Annotated in this window: 18 protein-coding genes; 9 read left to right on the forward strand and 9 right to left on the reverse strand. The window is 59.2% G+C overall.

Annotation, left to right across the window (positions count from 1 at the left end):
• Positions 1 to 4 precede the first annotated feature (4 nt).
• A complete protein-coding gene (locus QWI18_RS02840; protein WP_369318175.1) occupies positions 5 to 1,063 on the reverse strand; it encodes a PA0069 family radical SAM protein in 1,059 nt (352 codons plus the stop codon).
• Positions 1,064 to 1,257: 194 nt separating this feature from the next.
• On the opposite strand from QWI18_RS02840, the gene QWI18_RS02845 reads away from it, so the two are divergent.
• Together QWI18_RS02845 and QWI18_RS02850 are read left to right on the forward strand one after the other, a co-directional pair.
• Positions 1,258 to 1,911 (forward strand): dual specificity protein phosphatase family protein, encoded by a 654-nt coding sequence (locus QWI18_RS02845; RefSeq protein ID WP_369318176.1) that lies wholly within the window; start codon positions 1,258 to 1,260, stop codon positions 1,909 to 1,911.
• Positions 1,912 to 2,098: 187 nt separating this feature from the next.
• On the forward strand, positions 2,099 to 3,739 hold the full coding sequence (locus QWI18_RS02850) for a hypothetical protein (RefSeq protein ID WP_369318177.1): 1,641 nt from the start codon (positions 2,099 to 2,101) through the stop codon (positions 3,737 to 3,739).
• 62 nt (positions 3,740 to 3,801) lie between these two features.
• On the opposite strand, the gene QWI18_RS02855 is transcribed toward QWI18_RS02850, so the two are convergent.
• Complete coding sequence (locus tag QWI18_RS02855) at positions 3,802 to 4,089, reverse strand: YheV family putative zinc ribbon protein (RefSeq protein ID WP_369318178.1); 288 nt, start codon at positions 4,087 to 4,089, stop codon at positions 3,802 to 3,804.
• Complete coding sequence (gene prlC, locus QWI18_RS02860) at positions 4,086 to 6,137, reverse strand: oligopeptidase A (protein ID WP_369318179.1); 2,052 nt, start codon at positions 6,135 to 6,137, stop codon at positions 4,086 to 4,088. Before prlC ends, QWI18_RS02855 begins: the two co-directional genes overlap by 4 nt.
• A gap of 90 nt (positions 6,138 to 6,227) precedes the next feature.
• Here prlC and QWI18_RS02865 point away from each other — a divergent pair, with 90 nt between their 5' ends.
• Both QWI18_RS02865 and QWI18_RS02870 read left to right on the forward strand, forming a co-directional pair.
• Entirely contained in the window at positions 6,228 to 6,776 is a 549-nt protein-coding gene (locus QWI18_RS02865; protein WP_065987984.1) for a gamma carbonic anhydrase family protein, read from the forward strand.
• A gap of 8 nt (positions 6,777 to 6,784) precedes the next feature.
• Positions 6,785 to 7,435 carry an HAD family hydrolase gene (locus tag QWI18_RS02870; protein ID WP_192130572.1) on the forward strand — a complete coding sequence of 217 codons (651 nt, stop codon included), beginning with the start codon at positions 6,785 to 6,787 and terminating at the stop codon, positions 7,433 to 7,435.
• 32 nt (positions 7,436 to 7,467) lie between these two features.
• On the opposite strand, the gene QWI18_RS02875 is transcribed toward QWI18_RS02870, so the two are convergent.
• Positions 7,468 to 8,532, reverse strand: a complete 1,065-nt coding sequence (locus QWI18_RS02875; RefSeq protein ID WP_369318180.1) for an aminopeptidase — start codon at positions 8,530 to 8,532, stop codon at positions 7,468 to 7,470.
• A gap of 108 nt (positions 8,533 to 8,640) precedes the next feature.
• Between QWI18_RS02875 and QWI18_RS02880 the strand changes: the two genes are divergently transcribed.
• On the forward strand, positions 8,641 to 9,057 hold the full coding sequence (locus QWI18_RS02880) for a hypothetical protein (protein WP_369318353.1): 417 nt from the start codon (positions 8,641 to 8,643) through the stop codon (positions 9,055 to 9,057).
• A gap of 111 nt (positions 9,058 to 9,168) precedes the next feature.
• Here the strand turns inward: QWI18_RS02880 and QWI18_RS02885 are convergent, their stop codons facing one another.
• On the reverse strand, positions 9,169 to 9,402 hold the full coding sequence (locus tag QWI18_RS02885; RefSeq protein WP_065987990.1) for a DUF1161 domain-containing protein: 234 nt from the start codon (positions 9,400 to 9,402) through the stop codon (positions 9,169 to 9,171).
• A gap of 133 nt (positions 9,403 to 9,535) precedes the next feature.
• Entirely contained in the window at positions 9,536 to 9,967 is a 432-nt protein-coding gene (locus tag QWI18_RS02890) for an OsmC family protein (RefSeq protein ID WP_037017022.1), read from the reverse strand.
• 287 nt (positions 9,968 to 10,254) lie between these two features.
• On the opposite strand from QWI18_RS02890, the gene QWI18_RS02895 reads away from it, so the two are divergent.
• Positions 10,255 to 11,256, forward strand: a complete 1,002-nt coding sequence (locus QWI18_RS02895) for an LLM class flavin-dependent oxidoreductase (protein ID WP_296307455.1) — start codon at positions 10,255 to 10,257, stop codon at positions 11,254 to 11,256.
• Positions 11,257 to 11,335: 79 nt separating this feature from the next.
• Here the strand turns inward: QWI18_RS02895 and QWI18_RS02900 are convergent, their stop codons facing one another.
• Both QWI18_RS02900 and QWI18_RS02905 read right to left on the reverse strand, forming a co-directional pair.
• Positions 11,336 to 11,560 carry a DUF1161 domain-containing protein gene (locus QWI18_RS02900; protein ID WP_122623653.1) on the reverse strand — a complete coding sequence of 75 codons (225 nt, stop codon included), beginning with the start codon at positions 11,558 to 11,560 and terminating at the stop codon, positions 11,336 to 11,338.
• A gap of 159 nt (positions 11,561 to 11,719) precedes the next feature.
• Positions 11,720 to 11,935, reverse strand: a complete 216-nt coding sequence (locus QWI18_RS02905; protein ID WP_065987998.1) for a dodecin — start codon at positions 11,933 to 11,935, stop codon at positions 11,720 to 11,722.
• Positions 11,936 to 12,117: 182 nt separating this feature from the next.
• Here QWI18_RS02905 and QWI18_RS02910 point away from each other — a divergent pair, with 182 nt between their 5' ends.
• On the forward strand, positions 12,118 to 12,441 hold the full coding sequence (locus tag QWI18_RS02910) for a YqjD family protein (RefSeq protein ID WP_037017008.1): 324 nt from the start codon (positions 12,118 to 12,120) through the stop codon (positions 12,439 to 12,441).
• Here QWI18_RS02910 and QWI18_RS02915 read toward each other — a convergent pair whose 3' ends face one another.
• Positions 12,442 to 13,341 (reverse strand): LysR family transcriptional regulator, encoded by a 900-nt coding sequence (locus tag QWI18_RS02915; RefSeq protein WP_369318181.1) that lies wholly within the window; start codon positions 13,339 to 13,341, stop codon positions 12,442 to 12,444.
• 120 nt (positions 13,342 to 13,461) lie between these two features.
• Between QWI18_RS02915 and trpB the strand changes: the two genes are divergently transcribed.
• Both trpB and trpA read left to right on the forward strand, forming a co-directional pair.
• Positions 13,462 to 14,694 carry a tryptophan synthase subunit beta gene (trpB, locus tag QWI18_RS02920; RefSeq protein WP_065988002.1) on the forward strand — a complete coding sequence of 411 codons (1,233 nt, stop codon included), beginning with the start codon at positions 13,462 to 13,464 and terminating at the stop codon, positions 14,692 to 14,694.
• Positions 14,694 to 15,554, forward strand: coding sequence for a tryptophan synthase subunit alpha (gene trpA / locus QWI18_RS02925; RefSeq protein WP_192130576.1), 861 nt, complete (start codon positions 14,694 to 14,696; stop codon positions 15,552 to 15,554). The genes trpB and trpA overlap by 1 nt, the downstream gene beginning before the upstream one ends.
• The last annotated feature ends 40 nt before the right edge of the window (positions 15,555 to 15,594 follow it).

The following is a 15,594-nucleotide window of genomic DNA, read 5'->3' on the forward strand; positions in this document are numbered from 1 at the left end:
CGAGTCACAACAGCGACATCTGACCACCGGGCGGGCAAAACGCGCTGCAGTCCAGCTGAAAACTTTCCCGCCGGTTCAAGCCGTACTTCTTGATGGCCAGGCTGTAACGCTGCGCCAGCAGTTCGGCGAACACCCCCTCACCGCGCATTCGCGAGCCAAAGCGGCTGTCGTACACCTCACCGCCGCGGCTTTGTCGAACCAGGCTCATCACATGTTCGGCCCTCTGCGGATAATGCGCCTGCAGCCACTCTTCGAACAGCGGGGCGACCTCCAGCGGCAGACGCAGCATTACGTAGCTCGCACTCAATGCACCGGCGGCCTTGGCCTCGGCCATCAACTTCTCCAGCTCCATGTCATTGATCATCGGGATCATCGGCGCCAGCAAGACGCCCACCGGAATACCGGCGTCGCGCAAGACCCGAATCGCCCGCAGCCTGGCCCTGGGTGCCGCAGCACGGGGTTCAAGGATGCGCTTGAGCTCATCGTCCAGCGTCGTGAGGCTGATGAACACTGATACCAGCCGCAGCTTCGCCAGCTCGGCCAGCAGGTCCAGATCCCGCAGAATCAGCGAGCCCTTGGTGATGATCGTCACCGGATGGCGATAGCGCAGCAGCACTTCCAGCGTCGCCCGGCTCAATGTGTATTCGCGCTCGATGGGCTGATACGGATCGGTATTCGCGCCCAGGGTGATCGGTGCGACGCTATAGCCTGGCTTGGACAGCTGCTGCTCCAGCAGGGCAGCCGCATTGGTTTTGGCGATCAGTCTGGTTTCGAAGTCCAGCCCCGGCGACATGTCCCAGTAGGCGTGGCTCGGCCGGGCGTAGCAGTAAATACAACCGTGTTCACATCCCCGATACGGATTGATCGAGCGGTCGAAAGGGATGTCGGGCGATGAGTTGCGCGCGATGATGCTCTTGGCGGTTTCCATCGTAACGGTGGTGCCCTGGGTCAGCGGCACTTCCTGATACCAGCCGTCGTCTTCGACCACGGATCGGTTGGGCGCGAAGCGGTTATGCGGGTTGGTCGCGGTGCCGCGCCCGCGTGGGGGCAACTGAATGGACATGACGGCTCCTTGATAACTGGTTATGCATACAGTATCGCGAAATACCTATTTCCCTCACGCTCAGACCCTGAAAAAAACCCCGGCTCCGATCAACGGCTTTCACCAACTTTTGACACGCGCCTCACAGCGCCTTGACCCAAAGCAGCGAAAACTTGCCCCATCGATAAATGGCTGGTTTCCACGGTACGTCTTCCATGCGCCTTCGCCCGCTTGCTGCTCAACTCGCCCTGCTACTGGCGGTGTCATCTGCCTCCCTCGCTCGAGCCGACGATTCTTCACCGGCGCAATCATCACGCCCGGCGCAGTGGGCGCAACTCGTGGATGCGCACTACAACCTCTACCAGATCACGCCAACGCTTTATCGCAGTCGCCAGCCGGACGCTGCAGTACAGCCGCTTCTGCAGCAGCTTGGCGTGCACACAGTGATCAACTTCCTCAAGGAAAGTGACAGTAAATGGCTATCCGACACGTCCGTCGAGCAGGTGCAGATTCCGCTGCAGGTGGTGCACATCGACGATGCCGATGTGATTGAAAGCCTGAGGGCTATCCAGGCCGCGCAGCAAAAAGGGCCGGTACTGATTCACTGCAAGCATGGCCTGGACCGGACCGGTCTGGTGGCAGCGATGTACCGCATCGTTGCTCAGGGCTGGAGCAAGCAGTCAGCCCTCGATGAGATGCAACACGGCGGCTACGGCGACGAAGACAGCCTCAAGCGGGGGATCGCCTACATCAACACTGTCGACGTGGCGGCGTTGAAGTCAGCGATGGACAGCGGTGCGTGCAGCACGAGCGTATTTGCCCTTTGTGCCATCAAAGGGTTGTCTCACAAAGTGGGCATGATCAACTAAGGGTATGCCCCCTCCGTTGGCAATCAACGGTGCCTGATTGCTCTCAACGCCTTTGCATCTTGCAATACACCTGAACAGCGCAAAGTTTGCACTGACGCAAAACACAACTACTACTCAGCAGGTGCCAATCACGGCATGGAGGCAATCAACGCTTACCGGAAACACCCTATCGAAAAGGATTTCGACAATGACATTCAATTACTCGACGTGCGCGCTGGCGACGCTCTTGAGCATCGGCACACTTGACGCATACGCGACGACGCTCGACTCACGAAACAAACCATTCAACGAATACAGCTGGGTCACCACCCACAATTCCTATGAAAAGATCAACCAGAACCTGAAGGAGATGCCGGCCCAGCTCAATGATGGTGTCCGGGGTTTCATGCTTGATCTCTATGTGGAAGGTTCAAACCCTCGCCCCGAAGAACGTATCAAAGTGTGCCATCAGCAAATTGCCTGCTATGGACCGTTATCTGCCCATTTAAAAAAAGAGTTCCTGCCTTTCCTCCAGAGGAATCCAGGGGAGGTGGTGACGCTGTTCCTTGAAACGTACGTTAAGCGGGAGCATTTGCAGGAGGTGTTCAATACGTTGCCGGAATTGGCGAGTGTTTCATTCGACCCTGCAAACTTCGCGGCGGACCGTTGGCCGACGATCAACCAGATGGCGGCACGCAATAACCGCTTGCTCCTGTTCACGGACAAACGCGAGGTCGCAGGCGACTACTGGGTTCAGGGCAAAAAGATCACGGTCATGTTTGATCAGGACTGGATGCTGCAGAACCATTGGGACACCTTGGGGAACATCGCCAGCAGCATCGAAAGTACTCATGACTGGGCATGTCCAACGCGATGGGGCGGTTTACCCCTCAACACCGCAAAGGTTGCCACCTCGACGGGCAAGCAGTGGAAACGGTTGTTCCTCATGAACCAGTTTCACCCGGGCACATCGACCGTCTTCGATTCGGCCAGCTACGACAACAATCTGACCTACCTCAAGCGCCGCCAGGACAACTGTGGTGTTGTCCCCAACTACGTTGGTATCAACAATTACAAAAGCGGTGAGGCGGAGCGTTATACCGCTGCGCTCAACAACGGCGGCATCTTTCTGCATGAAGGTCGAAATGCAAGCCGGTCACAAGACATTGTCTGCGTGATCCCTGTCCGAACCGGGGTGGTTGATCGCAAGGCCAACGGTTGTGAAAACGATGAGGCGAGGTCGATGTCCTTGTCGGGTGTTGCCAGTGGAACCCGCATTCAGTTGTTCGACAGTGGCAGTGGCAATACCCAGGACGACCACATCACCATCGACGTGAAGCGCAACATCGGAATTGGCGAGCGTGTGGTCATCCCGAGCTTCGAGTCCGACGCGAGCAACAGCAACTTTCAGGCAGTTTATAACCGCAACAACGGGCTTGATGGCAAGACTTCACGCATTGTCATTGGCCGGACCCCCACCGACTTTTCGGATGCATCCGTGGCGTTCTACGAGGGCACTAACGCCAGTCAGAATCTGGACTGCGTGATTCCTTTCAGTTCGAGCTACACCATGAAGATGAAGAGCAACAGCTTTGGCTGCTCCAACGATGAAGTTAAGTCGGCCCGGATCATCAAAGCCAAAGCGGGCACGTCTTTCACGCTCACGGGCCATCCCCAAGGCAATTTCAACGAGGGTCGCACGACGGTGGAGGTCCTGCGCGACATTACCCTTCCCGTGGTCATCCCGGGGTTCAACAGCAGCTACTCAAACGCCGATATTAAAGTCACGAATTACACCAGGGCCGTCGGTGGCAAAATCTCTTTCGCCTATCTCAACGGCGCCCGGTAATCCGCAAACGCAAAAAAAAGGGATACCCATTGCAGGTATCCCTTTCTTTATCAGAAATCACGTCAACTCGGATCAACCGGCTTTTTCAGCTTCGGATTCGGGAAGAACTGCACGCCCTGCACCTTGGGATCGGCCGGCTTCACCACAGGCTTGTTCACTCGCGTGCCAAGTTCTGTCGGGATCGATTGCCCCTGCGCATTGAGGGTGTCGGAATAACCGCAGTGCACGCATTGACGGTGCGGCAGGTCGTCTTCGTTCCACATCATCAACTTGTCAGGCTCGCTGCACGCCGGGCAGATAGCCCCGGCGATGAAGCGTTTCTTGGTAATCACCTGCGGTGTCTCGGTCATGCTGCCGCTTCCTCACTCAAGCCCGAATGGCGCAAGAGTGCGTCAATCGAAGGCTCGCGTCCGCGGAAGTCGACGAACAGCACCATCGGCGCCTGGGACCCGCCCCGCGCCAGAATGGCCTCACGGAAAGCCCGGCCGGTCTGCTCGTTGAATACGCCTTCTTCCTCGAACTTGGAGAACGCATCGGCAGATAGCACTTCGGCCCACTTGTAGCTGTAATAGCCCGCCGCATAACCGCCGGCAAAGATGTGTGCGAAGCTGTTCGGGAAGCGGTTGTACGCGGGCGGACGCATGACCGACACCTCGTCACGCACGGCTTCGAGCACTTGCAGCGTGGTGCGGCCGTCGCCGTGGGTAGCGTGCAGCTCGAAGTCGAACAGTGAGAATTCCAGTTGGCGAACCATCATCAGCCCGGACTGAAAATTCTTCGCCGCGAGCATTTTTTCCAGCAGGTCCTGAGGCAGCGGTTCACCGGTTTCGTAATGACCGGAGATCAGCGCCAGGCCGTCCGGCTCCCAGCACCAGTTTTCCATGAACTGGCTAGGCAATTCGACCGCATCCCACGCCACGCCATTGATGCCCGACGCGCCCGCATGCTCGACGCGGGTCAGCAGGTGATGCAGGCCGTGGCCAAATTCGTGGAACAGGGTGGTGACTTCATCGTGGGTAAGCAGCGCAGGCTTGCCGCTGACCGCCGGGGTGAAGTTACAGACCAGATTGGCCACCGGGCTTTGCAGTGTGCCTTCAGCGGTGCGACGACGATCGCGGGCGCCGTCCATCCACGCGCCGCCACGCTTGTTGGCGCGGGCGTAGAGATCAAAGAAGAAGCGGCCGACGTGCTGGCCGTTTTCCTTGATTTCGAACAGGCGAACGTCCGGGTGCCAGGTGTCGAAGCCCTTCTGTTCGGCGATTTCAATGCCGTACAGTTTTTGTACGATCGCGAACAGGCCGGTCAGCACTTTGTCGACCGGGAAATAGGCGCGCAGGGCTTCCTGAGAAACGCTGTAGCGCTGTTCACGCAGTTTCTCGCCATAGAAACCGCTGTCCCAGCTTTGCAGGTCCGGGCAGCCTTGCTCGGCGGCATAGGCTTTCAACTGCTGCAAATCCTGAACGGCAAACGGCTTGCTGCGCTTGGCCAGATCACGGAGGAAGCTAAGAACGTGATCGCTCGACTCAGCCATCTTGGTGGCCAGACTCAGCTCGGAGAAGCTGGCGAAACCCAGCAGTTTGGCCAGTTCCTGACGCAGATCGAGAATCTGCTCCATGATCGGACCGTTGTCGTTTTTGCCTGCGTTCGGCCCCTGGTCAGACGCGCGGGTGCAATACGCCGCGTAGACTTCTTCACGCAGCGCACGGTCTTCGGCATAGGTCATGACGGCGTAGTAGCTCGGGAACTCGAGGGTGATCAGGTAGCCTTCCAGGTCTTTTGCCTGGGCAGCGACGGCCATTTGGGCTTTGGCCGAATCTGTCAGGCCGGCGAGGGCGGCGTCATCAGTGACGTGCTTGCTCCAGGCTTGAGTCGCGTCGAGCAATTGGTTGGAGAACTGGCTGCCCAGCTCGGACAGCTTGCTCTGCACCTCGGCGTAGCGTTTTTGCTGCTCCGGCGGCAGATCAATGCCCGACAGGCGGAAGTCGCGCAGCGATTGCTCGAGAATGGTCTTCTGGGCGACGTCGAAATTCGCCGCTTCCGGGCTGTTGGCCAAGGCTTCGAAGGCCTGGAACAGCTCGCGGTTCTGGCCCATTTCTGTCGAATAGGCGCTCAGGGCCGGCAGACAAGACTCATAGGCTTCGCGCAGTTCCGCGCTGTTGCACACGGCGTTAAGGTGACTGACCGGGCTCCAGGCGGCGCCCAGGCGATCGTTGAGTTCGTCCATCGCCAGCACCAGGCCAGCCCATGTAGGCTGCGAACCTTGCTTGGCGAGGATGTCGGCAATCGCGGCGCGATTGTCGGCGAGAATCTGTTCGATGGCAGGTTTTACATGCTCGGCACGAATCGCCGAGAAAGGTGGCAGGTCGTAGGATTGCAACAGAGGGTTGTTCGCGCTCACGGTTTGGCACCTTGGCTAAAAGAAACACCCACGCATCTTAATTAGAATCGGCGCCGACCGCAGCTATCGGCGCCAGAGAAGGAGCCTATCGTGGCCATTCGCACGTTCCAGAACCACACCCCGGCCCTTGGCGAGCGGGCGTTTGTCGACCATTCGGCGGTTGTGATCGGCGATGTCGAAATCGGCGCCGACAGTTCGGTCTGGCCGCTGACGGTCATCCGCGGCGACATGCACCGCATCCGCATCGGCGCGCGCACCAGCGTGCAGGACGGCAGTGTGCTGCACATCACCCATGCCGGGCCGTTCAACCCCGACGGTTTCCCGCTGTTGATCGGCGATGAAGTCACCATCGGCCACAAGGTCATGCTGCACGGATGCGCCGTCGGCAATCGCATTCTGATCGGCATGGGCACCACGATCATGGACGGTGCGGTGGTGGAGGACGAGGTGATCATCGGCGCGGGCAGTCTGGTGCCGCCCGGCAAACGCCTGGAGAGCGGGTTTCTCTACGTCGGGCGTCCGGTGAAGCAGATGCGCCCGCTGACCGAGAAAGAGATCGCTTTCTTCCCCTACAGCGCGACCAATTACGTGAAGTTGAAAGACCAGCACCTGGCCGAAGGCTTCGACAAACCCTGCTGAGAGCACACATGCATTACCAGAATATTTTGTTCGACCTGGACGGCACCCTGACCGATCCGCGCGAAGGCATCACCCGGTCCATCCAGTTTGCCTTGAGCAAGCTGGGTATCGACGAACCCGACATCACCCGGCTCGAGCATTTCATCGGCCCGCCGCTGTTGCAGCAATTCATGCGCGCCTACGATTTCGACGAAGCGAAGGCCTGGGACGCGGTGGGCTTTTACCGCGAGCGTTTCAAGGTGACGGGCCTGTACGAGAATCTGGTGTTCGACGGCATCTTCGAACTGCTCGACATGCTCTCGGATCAGGGCCGTACGCTGTACATCGCGACATCCAAGCCTTGGGTATTCGCCCATGAAATCGCCCGGCATTTCGACTTCGCGCGCCATTTCAAGGTGATCTACGGCAGCGAGCTGGACGGCACCCGCACTGACAAGGTCGAGCTGATCCGGCACTTGCTGGACGAAGAGCAGCTCGACCCAAAACAGACGCTGATGATCGGGGACCGCAAACACGATTTGATTGGCGGCAAGCGCAACGGCTTGGACGTGGCAGCGGTGGGGTACGGGTTTGGCAGTCGTGACGAGCTGGAAGCCGAGGCGCCGACGTATCGCTTTGAGTCTGTCAGCGCGCTGCATCAGGCGTTTCTCGATACCTGAGGCCAGTCAATCTGTAGGAACGATCATGCCGCTCAGGCTTTTTGGGCCAGCCGCTGCAGCGCCACCTTGCGTTCCTCCATGGGCAATTTGCCCAGCTTTTCCACCGCTGAATAGAACGCGGGCCAATCGCCGTTGACCTGCCTGAACAACGCCTCGAACGCCGGCACCCACTGATCGTACAAACCGATGGGCAGCAGGCGTGCGTTGTTCATCGGTGCATACACCCAGCCGTCGAAACGCTTGTCGCCGCCCCACTGGCTGTCGCGCAACTGCCGATACTCCCTGCGCAGACGCTCGAACTCAGCGGCCTTGCGTTCGCGCATCACCTGGGGGCTCAGCGGCTCGGCGTACAGCGCTTTCAGCCGATCCCGGGTCTCGAGGGCCAGTTGAGTCAGCTGATCCCGTCGCCGCGCTTCCGAAGACCCACCTTCGGCAGGCAATCCCCGCGCCGCGCGCCACTGACGCGTGCCTTCCCGCTCCACGAAACTGGCGTAGGACTCGTTGAATTCACTGTCGTCCTTCACGTAAAACCGCTGGTGCGCCAGCTCGTGGAAGATCAGCGTGGCCAGTCGCTCATCGCCCCAGTTCATCATCGAGCTCATGATCGGGTCATCGAACCAGCCGAGCGTCGAATATGCCTCAACGCCGCTGACATACACGTCTTTGCCCTCAAGTTTCTGCACGGCCGCATCCCCGCGCGCCGCGCCCTGGGTGTAATAGCCGCGATAGGCCACGCACCCGGCGATGGGGAAGCAATGGGTGACAGGATCAAGGGAAAATTCGCCGGTCGCGAAGACGTTCCAGACGACATACGCGCGATGGATGTCGGCGTAAAGGCGATAGCTGCGGTTATCCGGCAGGTGCAGATGCTCGGTCGCAAACGCACGGGCCTGCTGAGATGTGCGCAGATGATCCCGCAGCGTAGGGTCGCGCTTCGGGTCAGCGATGACGTCCGCAACCGGTTCACGCGCCCGCAACAGGGCCATTTGGCCGCTGGCCAGTTGTGAGTAATAGGAAAGACTGGAGCAGCCCCCGAGGAGTAAAGTCGCCAGCACCGGGAGACCATATTGCAGCCAGGCCGTTTTCGATCGAATCATGCAGCAGCCTTAACGTCGATATTCATGAAGTCCAAACACCAGCGTTATGCCGGACAGCCCGCCGCTGACGCAACCATCATCGCCATTTGTCCTGCTGCGGAGTTCATCATGCGCTCGCTTCTGTCCCTCATTGCCCTGAGTCTTCTGGCTGGATGCGCGGGCCCGTTGCCTGCGGTTGATCCCCAACAGGCGTGGGTCGACCTGCACACCTTCACCGGCAAAACCCTGATGGCCGACAAACTGGACGGCGTGCGCACGTACGACGGTCGCTTCTTTCAGGTGACGCCCGGCCAACACAAGCTCGAAGTGCGTTACGACTACGACTACGCGCCCGGCGCGATGGGCTTGTCGATGGACATCTACAACGAGCGAACCTGCTACGTGACGATCAACTACGACCGCTTCGAGGCCGGCCACCGCTACCGTCTGGATGTGCGCAATATCACCAACAGCATCGACGCACAGTTGCGGGACGAGCAACGCAACGTGCTCGCGGAGGAGGGGGACATCTTCTGTATTCCATAAGGCTTCTGTGTCCCACGACGCTGCTGAATTCCGTGACCCGTGATCGCGACGGCAACGCGCACAGGGACTCGCTCATTCAAGGCTCACGAAACACTTCGCTCAACGCCCGAGCTACCGATCGTTGTTCTGATAGATGATCTTTTTCGTGCCGTTTTCGCAGGTGCCGACGACCATGTTCTGGTCATGGACCTCTTCATTGGTCACTACTTCCAGCGTGTAAGAGCTGACATTCTGAGCCTGGATTTTGGCCTCGATTTCGTCCTTGAGCTCATCGCAGGGCTTGGGCGCTGCGAAGGCACTGGTGGTCAGTGCACCGAGAATCAGTATTGCGGCGATACGTTTCATGATCGACTCCTTCGACACCGTGCGATACGCATCGGCCTTGCATGTGACCGTGGGGGCGCACGCCGGTTCTGGCGCGCGTCCATAACGAAGATGGCCCGCAATTGCGGGCCATCGAGTACAGCGGTGAAGCAAATCAGCTCACGAGCGTGGCATCGAGCGTGATTTTGGCGTTCAGCACTTTCGAAACCGGGCAGCCTTCCTTCGCATCGTTGGTCAGCTTTTCGAACTGCTCCTGAGTCGCGCCAGGGATCTTGGCTTTCAGTGTCAGGTGCACTGCGGTGATTGCGAAACCGCCATCGACTTGATCCAGGGTGACGTCAGCAGTGGTGTCGATGCTGTCAGCTTTCAGGTTGGCATTGCCGAGGATCATCGACAGGGCCATCGAGAAGCAGCCAGCGTGGGCTGCGCCGATCAGTTCCTCCGGATTGGTGCCCTTGCCGCCTTCAAAACGGGCCTTGAAGCCGTACGGCGCTTCGCGCAGGACGCCGGTTTCAGTAGAGATGCTGCCGATACCCGACTTCAGGTCACCTTCCCAGTGGGCGGATGCTTTCTTGACGATGCTCATGGTGTCTCCTCATGAAAAAGTGCGATTTCGCTCGCACGCGGACCAAAGTTCTGAGGAGTGTAGGCGGGACTTAGTTCAACGCTTGTGCCGCACGTGCTTTTTTGCGGACGGTCGCACCGTTAAAATCCGACCAAATTAGTAGGAAATTTCGCATTCCCCATTGCAACTCTGAAATCCGCCCTTATCCTATGGCTTAACGCAAATATTTAGTCTTAATGCCGGTTTGCTCGCGTGATGTCCCCCGACGGATGCGCCGATTCAAGCCTCAAGAGGATCAACAACGGCCTATGAAACGATTAGCTGATGTGAAGATTTCGACGCTCGATCTGGTGCCCGTCCGCGAAGACAAAGGCCCGGCGGAATCGCTGCGTAACGCGCTGGATCTGGCGCAACACGTCGAGAAATGGGGCTACAACCGTTTCTGGGTGGCCGAGCACCACAACATGGACGGCATCGCCAGTTCGGCGACTTCTGTTCTGCTGGCCTACCTGGCCGGTGGGACATCGACCATCCGGGTTGGGTCGGGCGGGATCATGCTGCCCAACCACGCGCCGCTGGTGGTCGCCGAGCAGTTCGGCACGCTGGAAAGCTTGTTCCCGGGGCGTATCGACCTTGGCCTCGGCCGCGCGCCAGGTTCCGATCAGATGACCGCCCGCGCCCTGCGTCGCGAGCGCTCCGGCAGTTCCGATGATTTCCCGGATGACGTGACTGAACTGGTCAACTACCTCGGACCGCGTCAGCCTCATCAGCGGGTTCTCGCTGTGCCGGGGACCAACACCAACGTGCCGATCTGGTTGCTGGGTTCGAGCCTGTTCAGCGCTCAACTGGCCGGTGAGCGAGGGCTACCGTATGCATTCGCGTCGCACTTCGCGCCGCGTTTCATGCACGAAGCGATTCGCGTCTACCGCAGTCACTTCAAACCTTCCGAGGTGCTCGACAAGCCCTACGTGATGCTCGGCGTGCCGCTGGCCGCCGCAGAAACCGACGAGCAAGCCGAGTATCTGGTGACGTCGGTGTATCAACGGATTCTGAGCCTGATGCGTGGGCAGAGCTTGATGCAGAAGCCGCCCGTCGAGAGCATGAATGGCCTGTGGCTGCCCCATGAACGCGACGCAGTGATGGATTTCCTGGGGCTGGCGGTCGTCGGCGGCCCGGAGAAGATTCGCGCGAAGCTGGACGTGCTGCTTGAACAGACCGACGCGGACGAGCTGATATTCACCTGCGACATGTACGAACATGCCGATCGCCTTCGCTCTTACGAGATCCTGGCGCAAGCAGCGAGGGGCTGATACAGGGCCACGCTCTAAAACGGTCTGCCAAAAAAACCGGCGCCAGATGCGTCGGTTTTTTTATGTCAGCGGGCCGGTATCAGCCGCGCTTGTAAACGATTTCCATGCTGCCGCCTTCGCAGGTGCCGACGACTTTGCCGTCCGCCGAGCTGCCTTTTTCAACAGCTTCCAGCGTGTAGGAAGAAACGCCTTTGGCTTTGATCTTCGCGTCGATATCGGCTTTCACGTCATCGCACGATTTGCCAGCGGCCATGGTAGTGCCCGCGATGCTCAACAAGCCTATGGCCAACAGAACTTTTTTCATCGGTACATCCCCTCGTCAGGCGCAATTTTAGGATCAACAAGGCCGCTCCAATCGAGCGGCCTGACTACATGAACCTGCGTCGTCACCTTGGAAAAGTCACGACTGCGCGGTATGTATAGCGAAGGTTGTGGCACTCGGCCACTGCAAAAGTTCAGCGACTTAGCTGTTGTCGATGCGGAAGCCGACCTTGATGGTGACCTGGAAGTGGCCCACTTTGCCATCTTCAATGTGACCGCGGGTTTCCAGTACTTCGAACCATTCCATGAGTTTCACGGATTTGGCCGCCTGGGCGATTGCGTTCTGAATCGCGTCGTCGGTGCTCACAGTCGATGAGCCAACCAGTTCCAGCATTTTGTAAGTGTGATGATCAGACATGGCAGTTCTCCTGAAGGGTGTTGCGCGGTGGCAGCGCCGCAGTGATTGTGTTCACTACCTCTGTGCCGAAATGCGCCCTAAAAGTTCAGAAGAAACGGTACTTCACATCACGCACTGCACTTTCTCGAAACCCTGTAGTCGGAAACAACACACGCCACTCATCACAGCAGGAGAGTCAAATCATGGCATTCACGTCATCCCGTAAAGCGTCGTTGCAAAGCATGGAAGCCGAGATCGAGAGTCTGCTCAAGTCGCTGGAAGGCTTGAAGTCCGACGCTTCCGACGAGTCGCGCAAGACCCTGAAAAACCTGAAAGCCAACGCTGAAAGCGCGCTGAGCCATTCGCGCAGCCTGTTGAGCGATGTCTACGAAGACGTCAAAGTCAAAACTCGCGAAACCAGCGTTGCGACCCGTGATTACGCCCAAGAGCACCCTTGGACCACCGCAGGCGTCGCCGTCGGCGCAATCGGCCTGCTGGCAGCCTACCTGCTGTGCAAGCGCGGCTGATCAAGCCCGCCCCGATCGCTCGAGTTCCTGCTTGAGCCATCGAGCCAGGTGCTGAGCGCGCCCATGGGCAGCGCGCTTTGGTACCCATAACGCCAGCTGCGCCGGGGTTTCACTGAATCCCCATGGCGCAGCCAGGCGTCCGGCCTTCAAATCCTCAGCCACCAATGGCTCTGGTGCGATCGCAACCCCCAGGCCCGCGACGGCCGCCTCCAGTAAATAATACAAATGCTCGAAATCCTGTCCGTAGCTCAGCGCGTCGGGCTCGATGCCGTTTTGCGTCGCCCATGTCGGCCAGGCTTGCAGCCGCGATGTGGTCTGTAGCAAGGGCTCACCCAACAGCGCGTGGACCGGTGCGTGCCGTAGCTCGTCGAACCGTGCGAATCGTGGACTCATCACCGGCCCGATGCGCTCGCTGGCAAGCTCGAAGACCTGCATGTCCGCAGGCCACGGCGGCTCGGCGAATATCAGCAGCGCGTCCAGCCCCGGGCGCCGTGGGTCGAGGTCTCCTTCTCCTGCGGACAAATGCAGGCGCAGATCGGGGAGGTCGGCATTCAGGCGCCCCAGCCGTGGGATGAACCAGCGCGCCAGCAAGCTTCCTGAACAACCCAGTACGAACGGCGCATCTGCGCTGCCCTGGCTAAGCTCGGCACAGACGGTGCGCAGACGGTCGAACGCTTCAGCGCTCGCGTCGCGCAGACGGATCCCTGCATCTGTGAGTTTCAGGCCACGACCTTCCTTGATGAACAGGCCAACTCCCAAGTGCTCTTCCAGCACTTTCAGCTGACGACTCACGGCACCATGGGTTACGTGCAATTGCTCGGCCGCCTGACTGACGCTGTTCAGCCGGGCGGTGGCTTCAAACGCACGCAGGGCGTTGAGGGGCGGAAGGTCTCGGCTCATGGGATAGGTGAGTTTTCCTGACAGGTTGCGCCGATCTTATCGGTTTTCATCGTCGCTGGCGCTGGTTAGAGTGTGATCACTGCCTGACGGCTCATCCAATTCGCATCCCCGGAGGTCCACATGACCCAGACCCAGACACAAAATGCCTACAGCAGCGGCCCGGACGACCGCGGTATGTTTGGCGGGTTCGGCGGCCGTTATGTCGCTGAAACGCTGATGCCGCTGATTCTTGATCTGAGCCGCGAGTATGAAATCGCGAAGACTGATCCAGCATTTCTCAACGATATTGCCTACTTCCAGCGCGACTACGTGGGCCGTCCCAACCCGCTGTATTTCGCCGAACGCCTGACCGAATACTGTGGCGGCGCGAAGATTTACTTGAAGCGCGAAGAGCTCAACCACACCGGCGCGCATAAGATCAACAATTGCATCGGCCAGATTCTGCTGGCGCGGCGCATGGGCAAAAAACGCATCATTGCCGAGACCGGCGCCGGCATGCACGGCGTTGCAACGGCGACGGTCGCCGCGCGCTTCGGGCTGGAATGCGTCATCTACATGGGCACCACTGACATCGAACGTCAGCAGGCCAACGTATTTCGCATGAAGCTGCTGGGTGCCACGATCATTCCGGTAGTCTCCGGCACCGGCACGCTGAAAGACGCCATGAACGAGGCGCTGCGTGACTGGGTCACCAATGTCGACAGCACCTTCTACCTGATCGGCACCGTCGCCGGCCCTCATCCTTACCCGGCCATGGTCCGCGATTTCCAGGCCGTCATCGGCAAGGAAACACGTGTACAGATGCAGGAGCATGAAGGTCGCCTGCCGGACAGTCTGGTGGCGTGCGTTGGCGGTGGCTCCAATGCCATGGGCCTGTTTTACCCGTTTCTGGATGACAAGAGTGTGCGCATCATCGGCGTGGAGGCGGCTGGTCACGGCATCGAAACCGGCAAGCACGCCGCCAGCCTGAACGGCGGCGTTCCGGGCGTGCTGCATGGCAACCGTACTTTCCTGCTGCAGGACGACGATGGCCAGATCACCGACGCCCACTCGATTTCAGCCGGCCTCGATTACCCAGGCATTGGTCCTGAGCACGCCTGGTTGCACGACGTTGGCCGGGTCGAATACACCTCCGTCACTGACGACGAAGCGCTGGCTGCCTTCCACCGATGCTGCCGCCTCGAGGGCATCATCCCGGCGCTGGAAACCGCTCACGCCCTGGCTGAAGTCTTCAAACGCGCACCATCGCTGCCAAAGGATCACCTGATGGTGGTCAATCTGTCCGGTCGTGGTGACAAAGACATGCAAACCGTGATGCACCACCTTGATTTGTCCCAGCAGGAGAAACACTGATGAGCCGCCTGCAAACACGTTTTGCCGAACTGAAAGAACAAAATCGCGCAGCCTTGGTGACCTTCGTCACCGCAGGCGATCCGGGCTATGACACCTCGCTGGCTATTCTCAAGGGATTGCCGAAGGCAGGTGCCGATGTGATCGAACTGGGCATGCCATTCACTGACCCGATGGCCGACGGCCCGGCGATTCAGCTGGCCAATATTCGCGCACTCAACGCCAAGCAAAATCTCGCAAAAACGCTGCAGATGGTGCGTGAGTTTCGCGAAGAGGACAGCACAACGCCACTGGTACTGATGGGTTACTACAACCCGATTCATAATTACGGGATTGAGCGCTTCATCTCCGAAGCCCATACCTCGGGCGTTGACGGATTGATCGTGGTGGATCTGCCGCCAGAGCACAACGCCGAGCTGTGCGACCCTGCGCAGGACGCTGGCCTGGACTTCATTCGTCTGACCACACCGACCACCGATGACGTTCGTTTGCCTACGGTGCTCAACGGTAGCTCAGGTTTCGTCTACTACGTGTCGGTAGCGGGTGTGACGGGTGCGGGCTCGGCAACCATTGATCACGTCAAGGATGCTGTGCAACGCCTGCGCCGCCATACCGATCTGCCAATCAGTGTCGGCTTCGGGATTCGCACGGCTGAGCAAGCAGCAGCCATTGCGCGCGTGGCCGACGGTGTTGTTGTCGGCTCGGCATTGATCGACCAGATCGCCAATGCGTCTTCCCCAGAACAAGCAGTCAGCGGCGTGCTGGATTTGTGCGCGCAGTTGTCGGAAGGGGTGCGTAAAGCCCGCGTAGCCGAAGGTAAAGTTTCTGATACAGAGGAATCTCGTTCTCTGGCAGCACACTAAGCCGTACAGCGAAGGGGTTCAGGACCACGTTCTGAACCCC

This window comes from Pseudomonas sp. W2Oct36, assembly GCF_041060465.1.
Taxonomy (GTDB): Bacteria; Pseudomonadota; Gammaproteobacteria; order Pseudomonadales; family Pseudomonadaceae; genus Aquipseudomonas; species Aquipseudomonas graminis_B.

What these genes read in the sequence shown, in the direction of transcription:
- QWI18_RS02915 (WP_369318181.1), bottom strand. Translation starts at nt 13,341, where the DNA reads ATGAGCCGAGACCTTCCGCCCCTCAACGCCCTGCGTGCGTTTGAAGCC.
- QWI18_RS02880 (WP_369318353.1), top strand. Translation starts at nt 8,641, where the DNA reads ATGCGCTCGCTTCTGTCCCTCATTGCCCTGAGTCTTCTGGCTGGATGC.
- QWI18_RS02840 (WP_369318175.1), bottom strand. Translation starts at nt 1,063, where the DNA reads ATGTCCATTCAGTTGCCCCCACGCGGGCGCGGCACCGCGACCAACCCG.
- QWI18_RS02910 (WP_037017008.1), top strand. Translation starts at nt 12,118, where the DNA reads ATGGCATTCACGTCATCCCGTAAAGCGTCGTTGCAAAGCATGGAAGCC.
- QWI18_RS02855 (WP_369318178.1), bottom strand. Translation starts at nt 4,089, where the DNA reads ATGACCGAGACACCGCAGGTGATTACCAAGAAACGCTTCATCGCCGGG.
- QWI18_RS02895 (WP_296307455.1), top strand. Translation starts at nt 10,255, where the DNA reads ATGAAACGATTAGCTGATGTGAAGATTTCGACGCTCGATCTGGTGCCC.
- QWI18_RS02890 (WP_037017022.1), bottom strand. Translation starts at nt 9,967, where the DNA reads ATGAGCATCGTCAAGAAAGCATCCGCCCACTGGGAAGGTGACCTGAAG.
- trpA (WP_192130576.1), top strand. Translation starts at nt 14,694, where the DNA reads ATGAGCCGCCTGCAAACACGTTTTGCCGAACTGAAAGAACAAAATCGC.
- QWI18_RS02900 (WP_122623653.1), bottom strand. Translation starts at nt 11,560, where the DNA reads ATGAAAAAAGTTCTGTTGGCCATAGGCTTGTTGAGCATCGCGGGCACT.
- QWI18_RS02850 (WP_369318177.1), top strand. Translation starts at nt 2,099, where the DNA reads ATGACATTCAATTACTCGACGTGCGCGCTGGCGACGCTCTTGAGCATC.
- QWI18_RS02875 (WP_369318180.1), bottom strand. Translation starts at nt 8,532, where the DNA reads ATGATTCGATCGAAAACGGCCTGGCTGCAATATGGTCTCCCGGTGCTG.
- trpB (WP_065988002.1), top strand. Translation starts at nt 13,462, where the DNA reads ATGACCCAGACCCAGACACAAAATGCCTACAGCAGCGGCCCGGACGAC.
- QWI18_RS02905 (WP_065987998.1), bottom strand. Translation starts at nt 11,935, where the DNA reads ATGTCTGATCATCACACTTACAAAATGCTGGAACTGGTTGGCTCATCG.
- QWI18_RS02870 (WP_192130572.1), top strand. Translation starts at nt 6,785, where the DNA reads ATGCATTACCAGAATATTTTGTTCGACCTGGACGGCACCCTGACCGAT.
- QWI18_RS02845 (WP_369318176.1), top strand. Translation starts at nt 1,258, where the DNA reads ATGCGCCTTCGCCCGCTTGCTGCTCAACTCGCCCTGCTACTGGCGGTG.
- QWI18_RS02885 (WP_065987990.1), bottom strand. Translation starts at nt 9,402, where the DNA reads ATGAAACGTATCGCCGCAATACTGATTCTCGGTGCACTGACCACCAGT.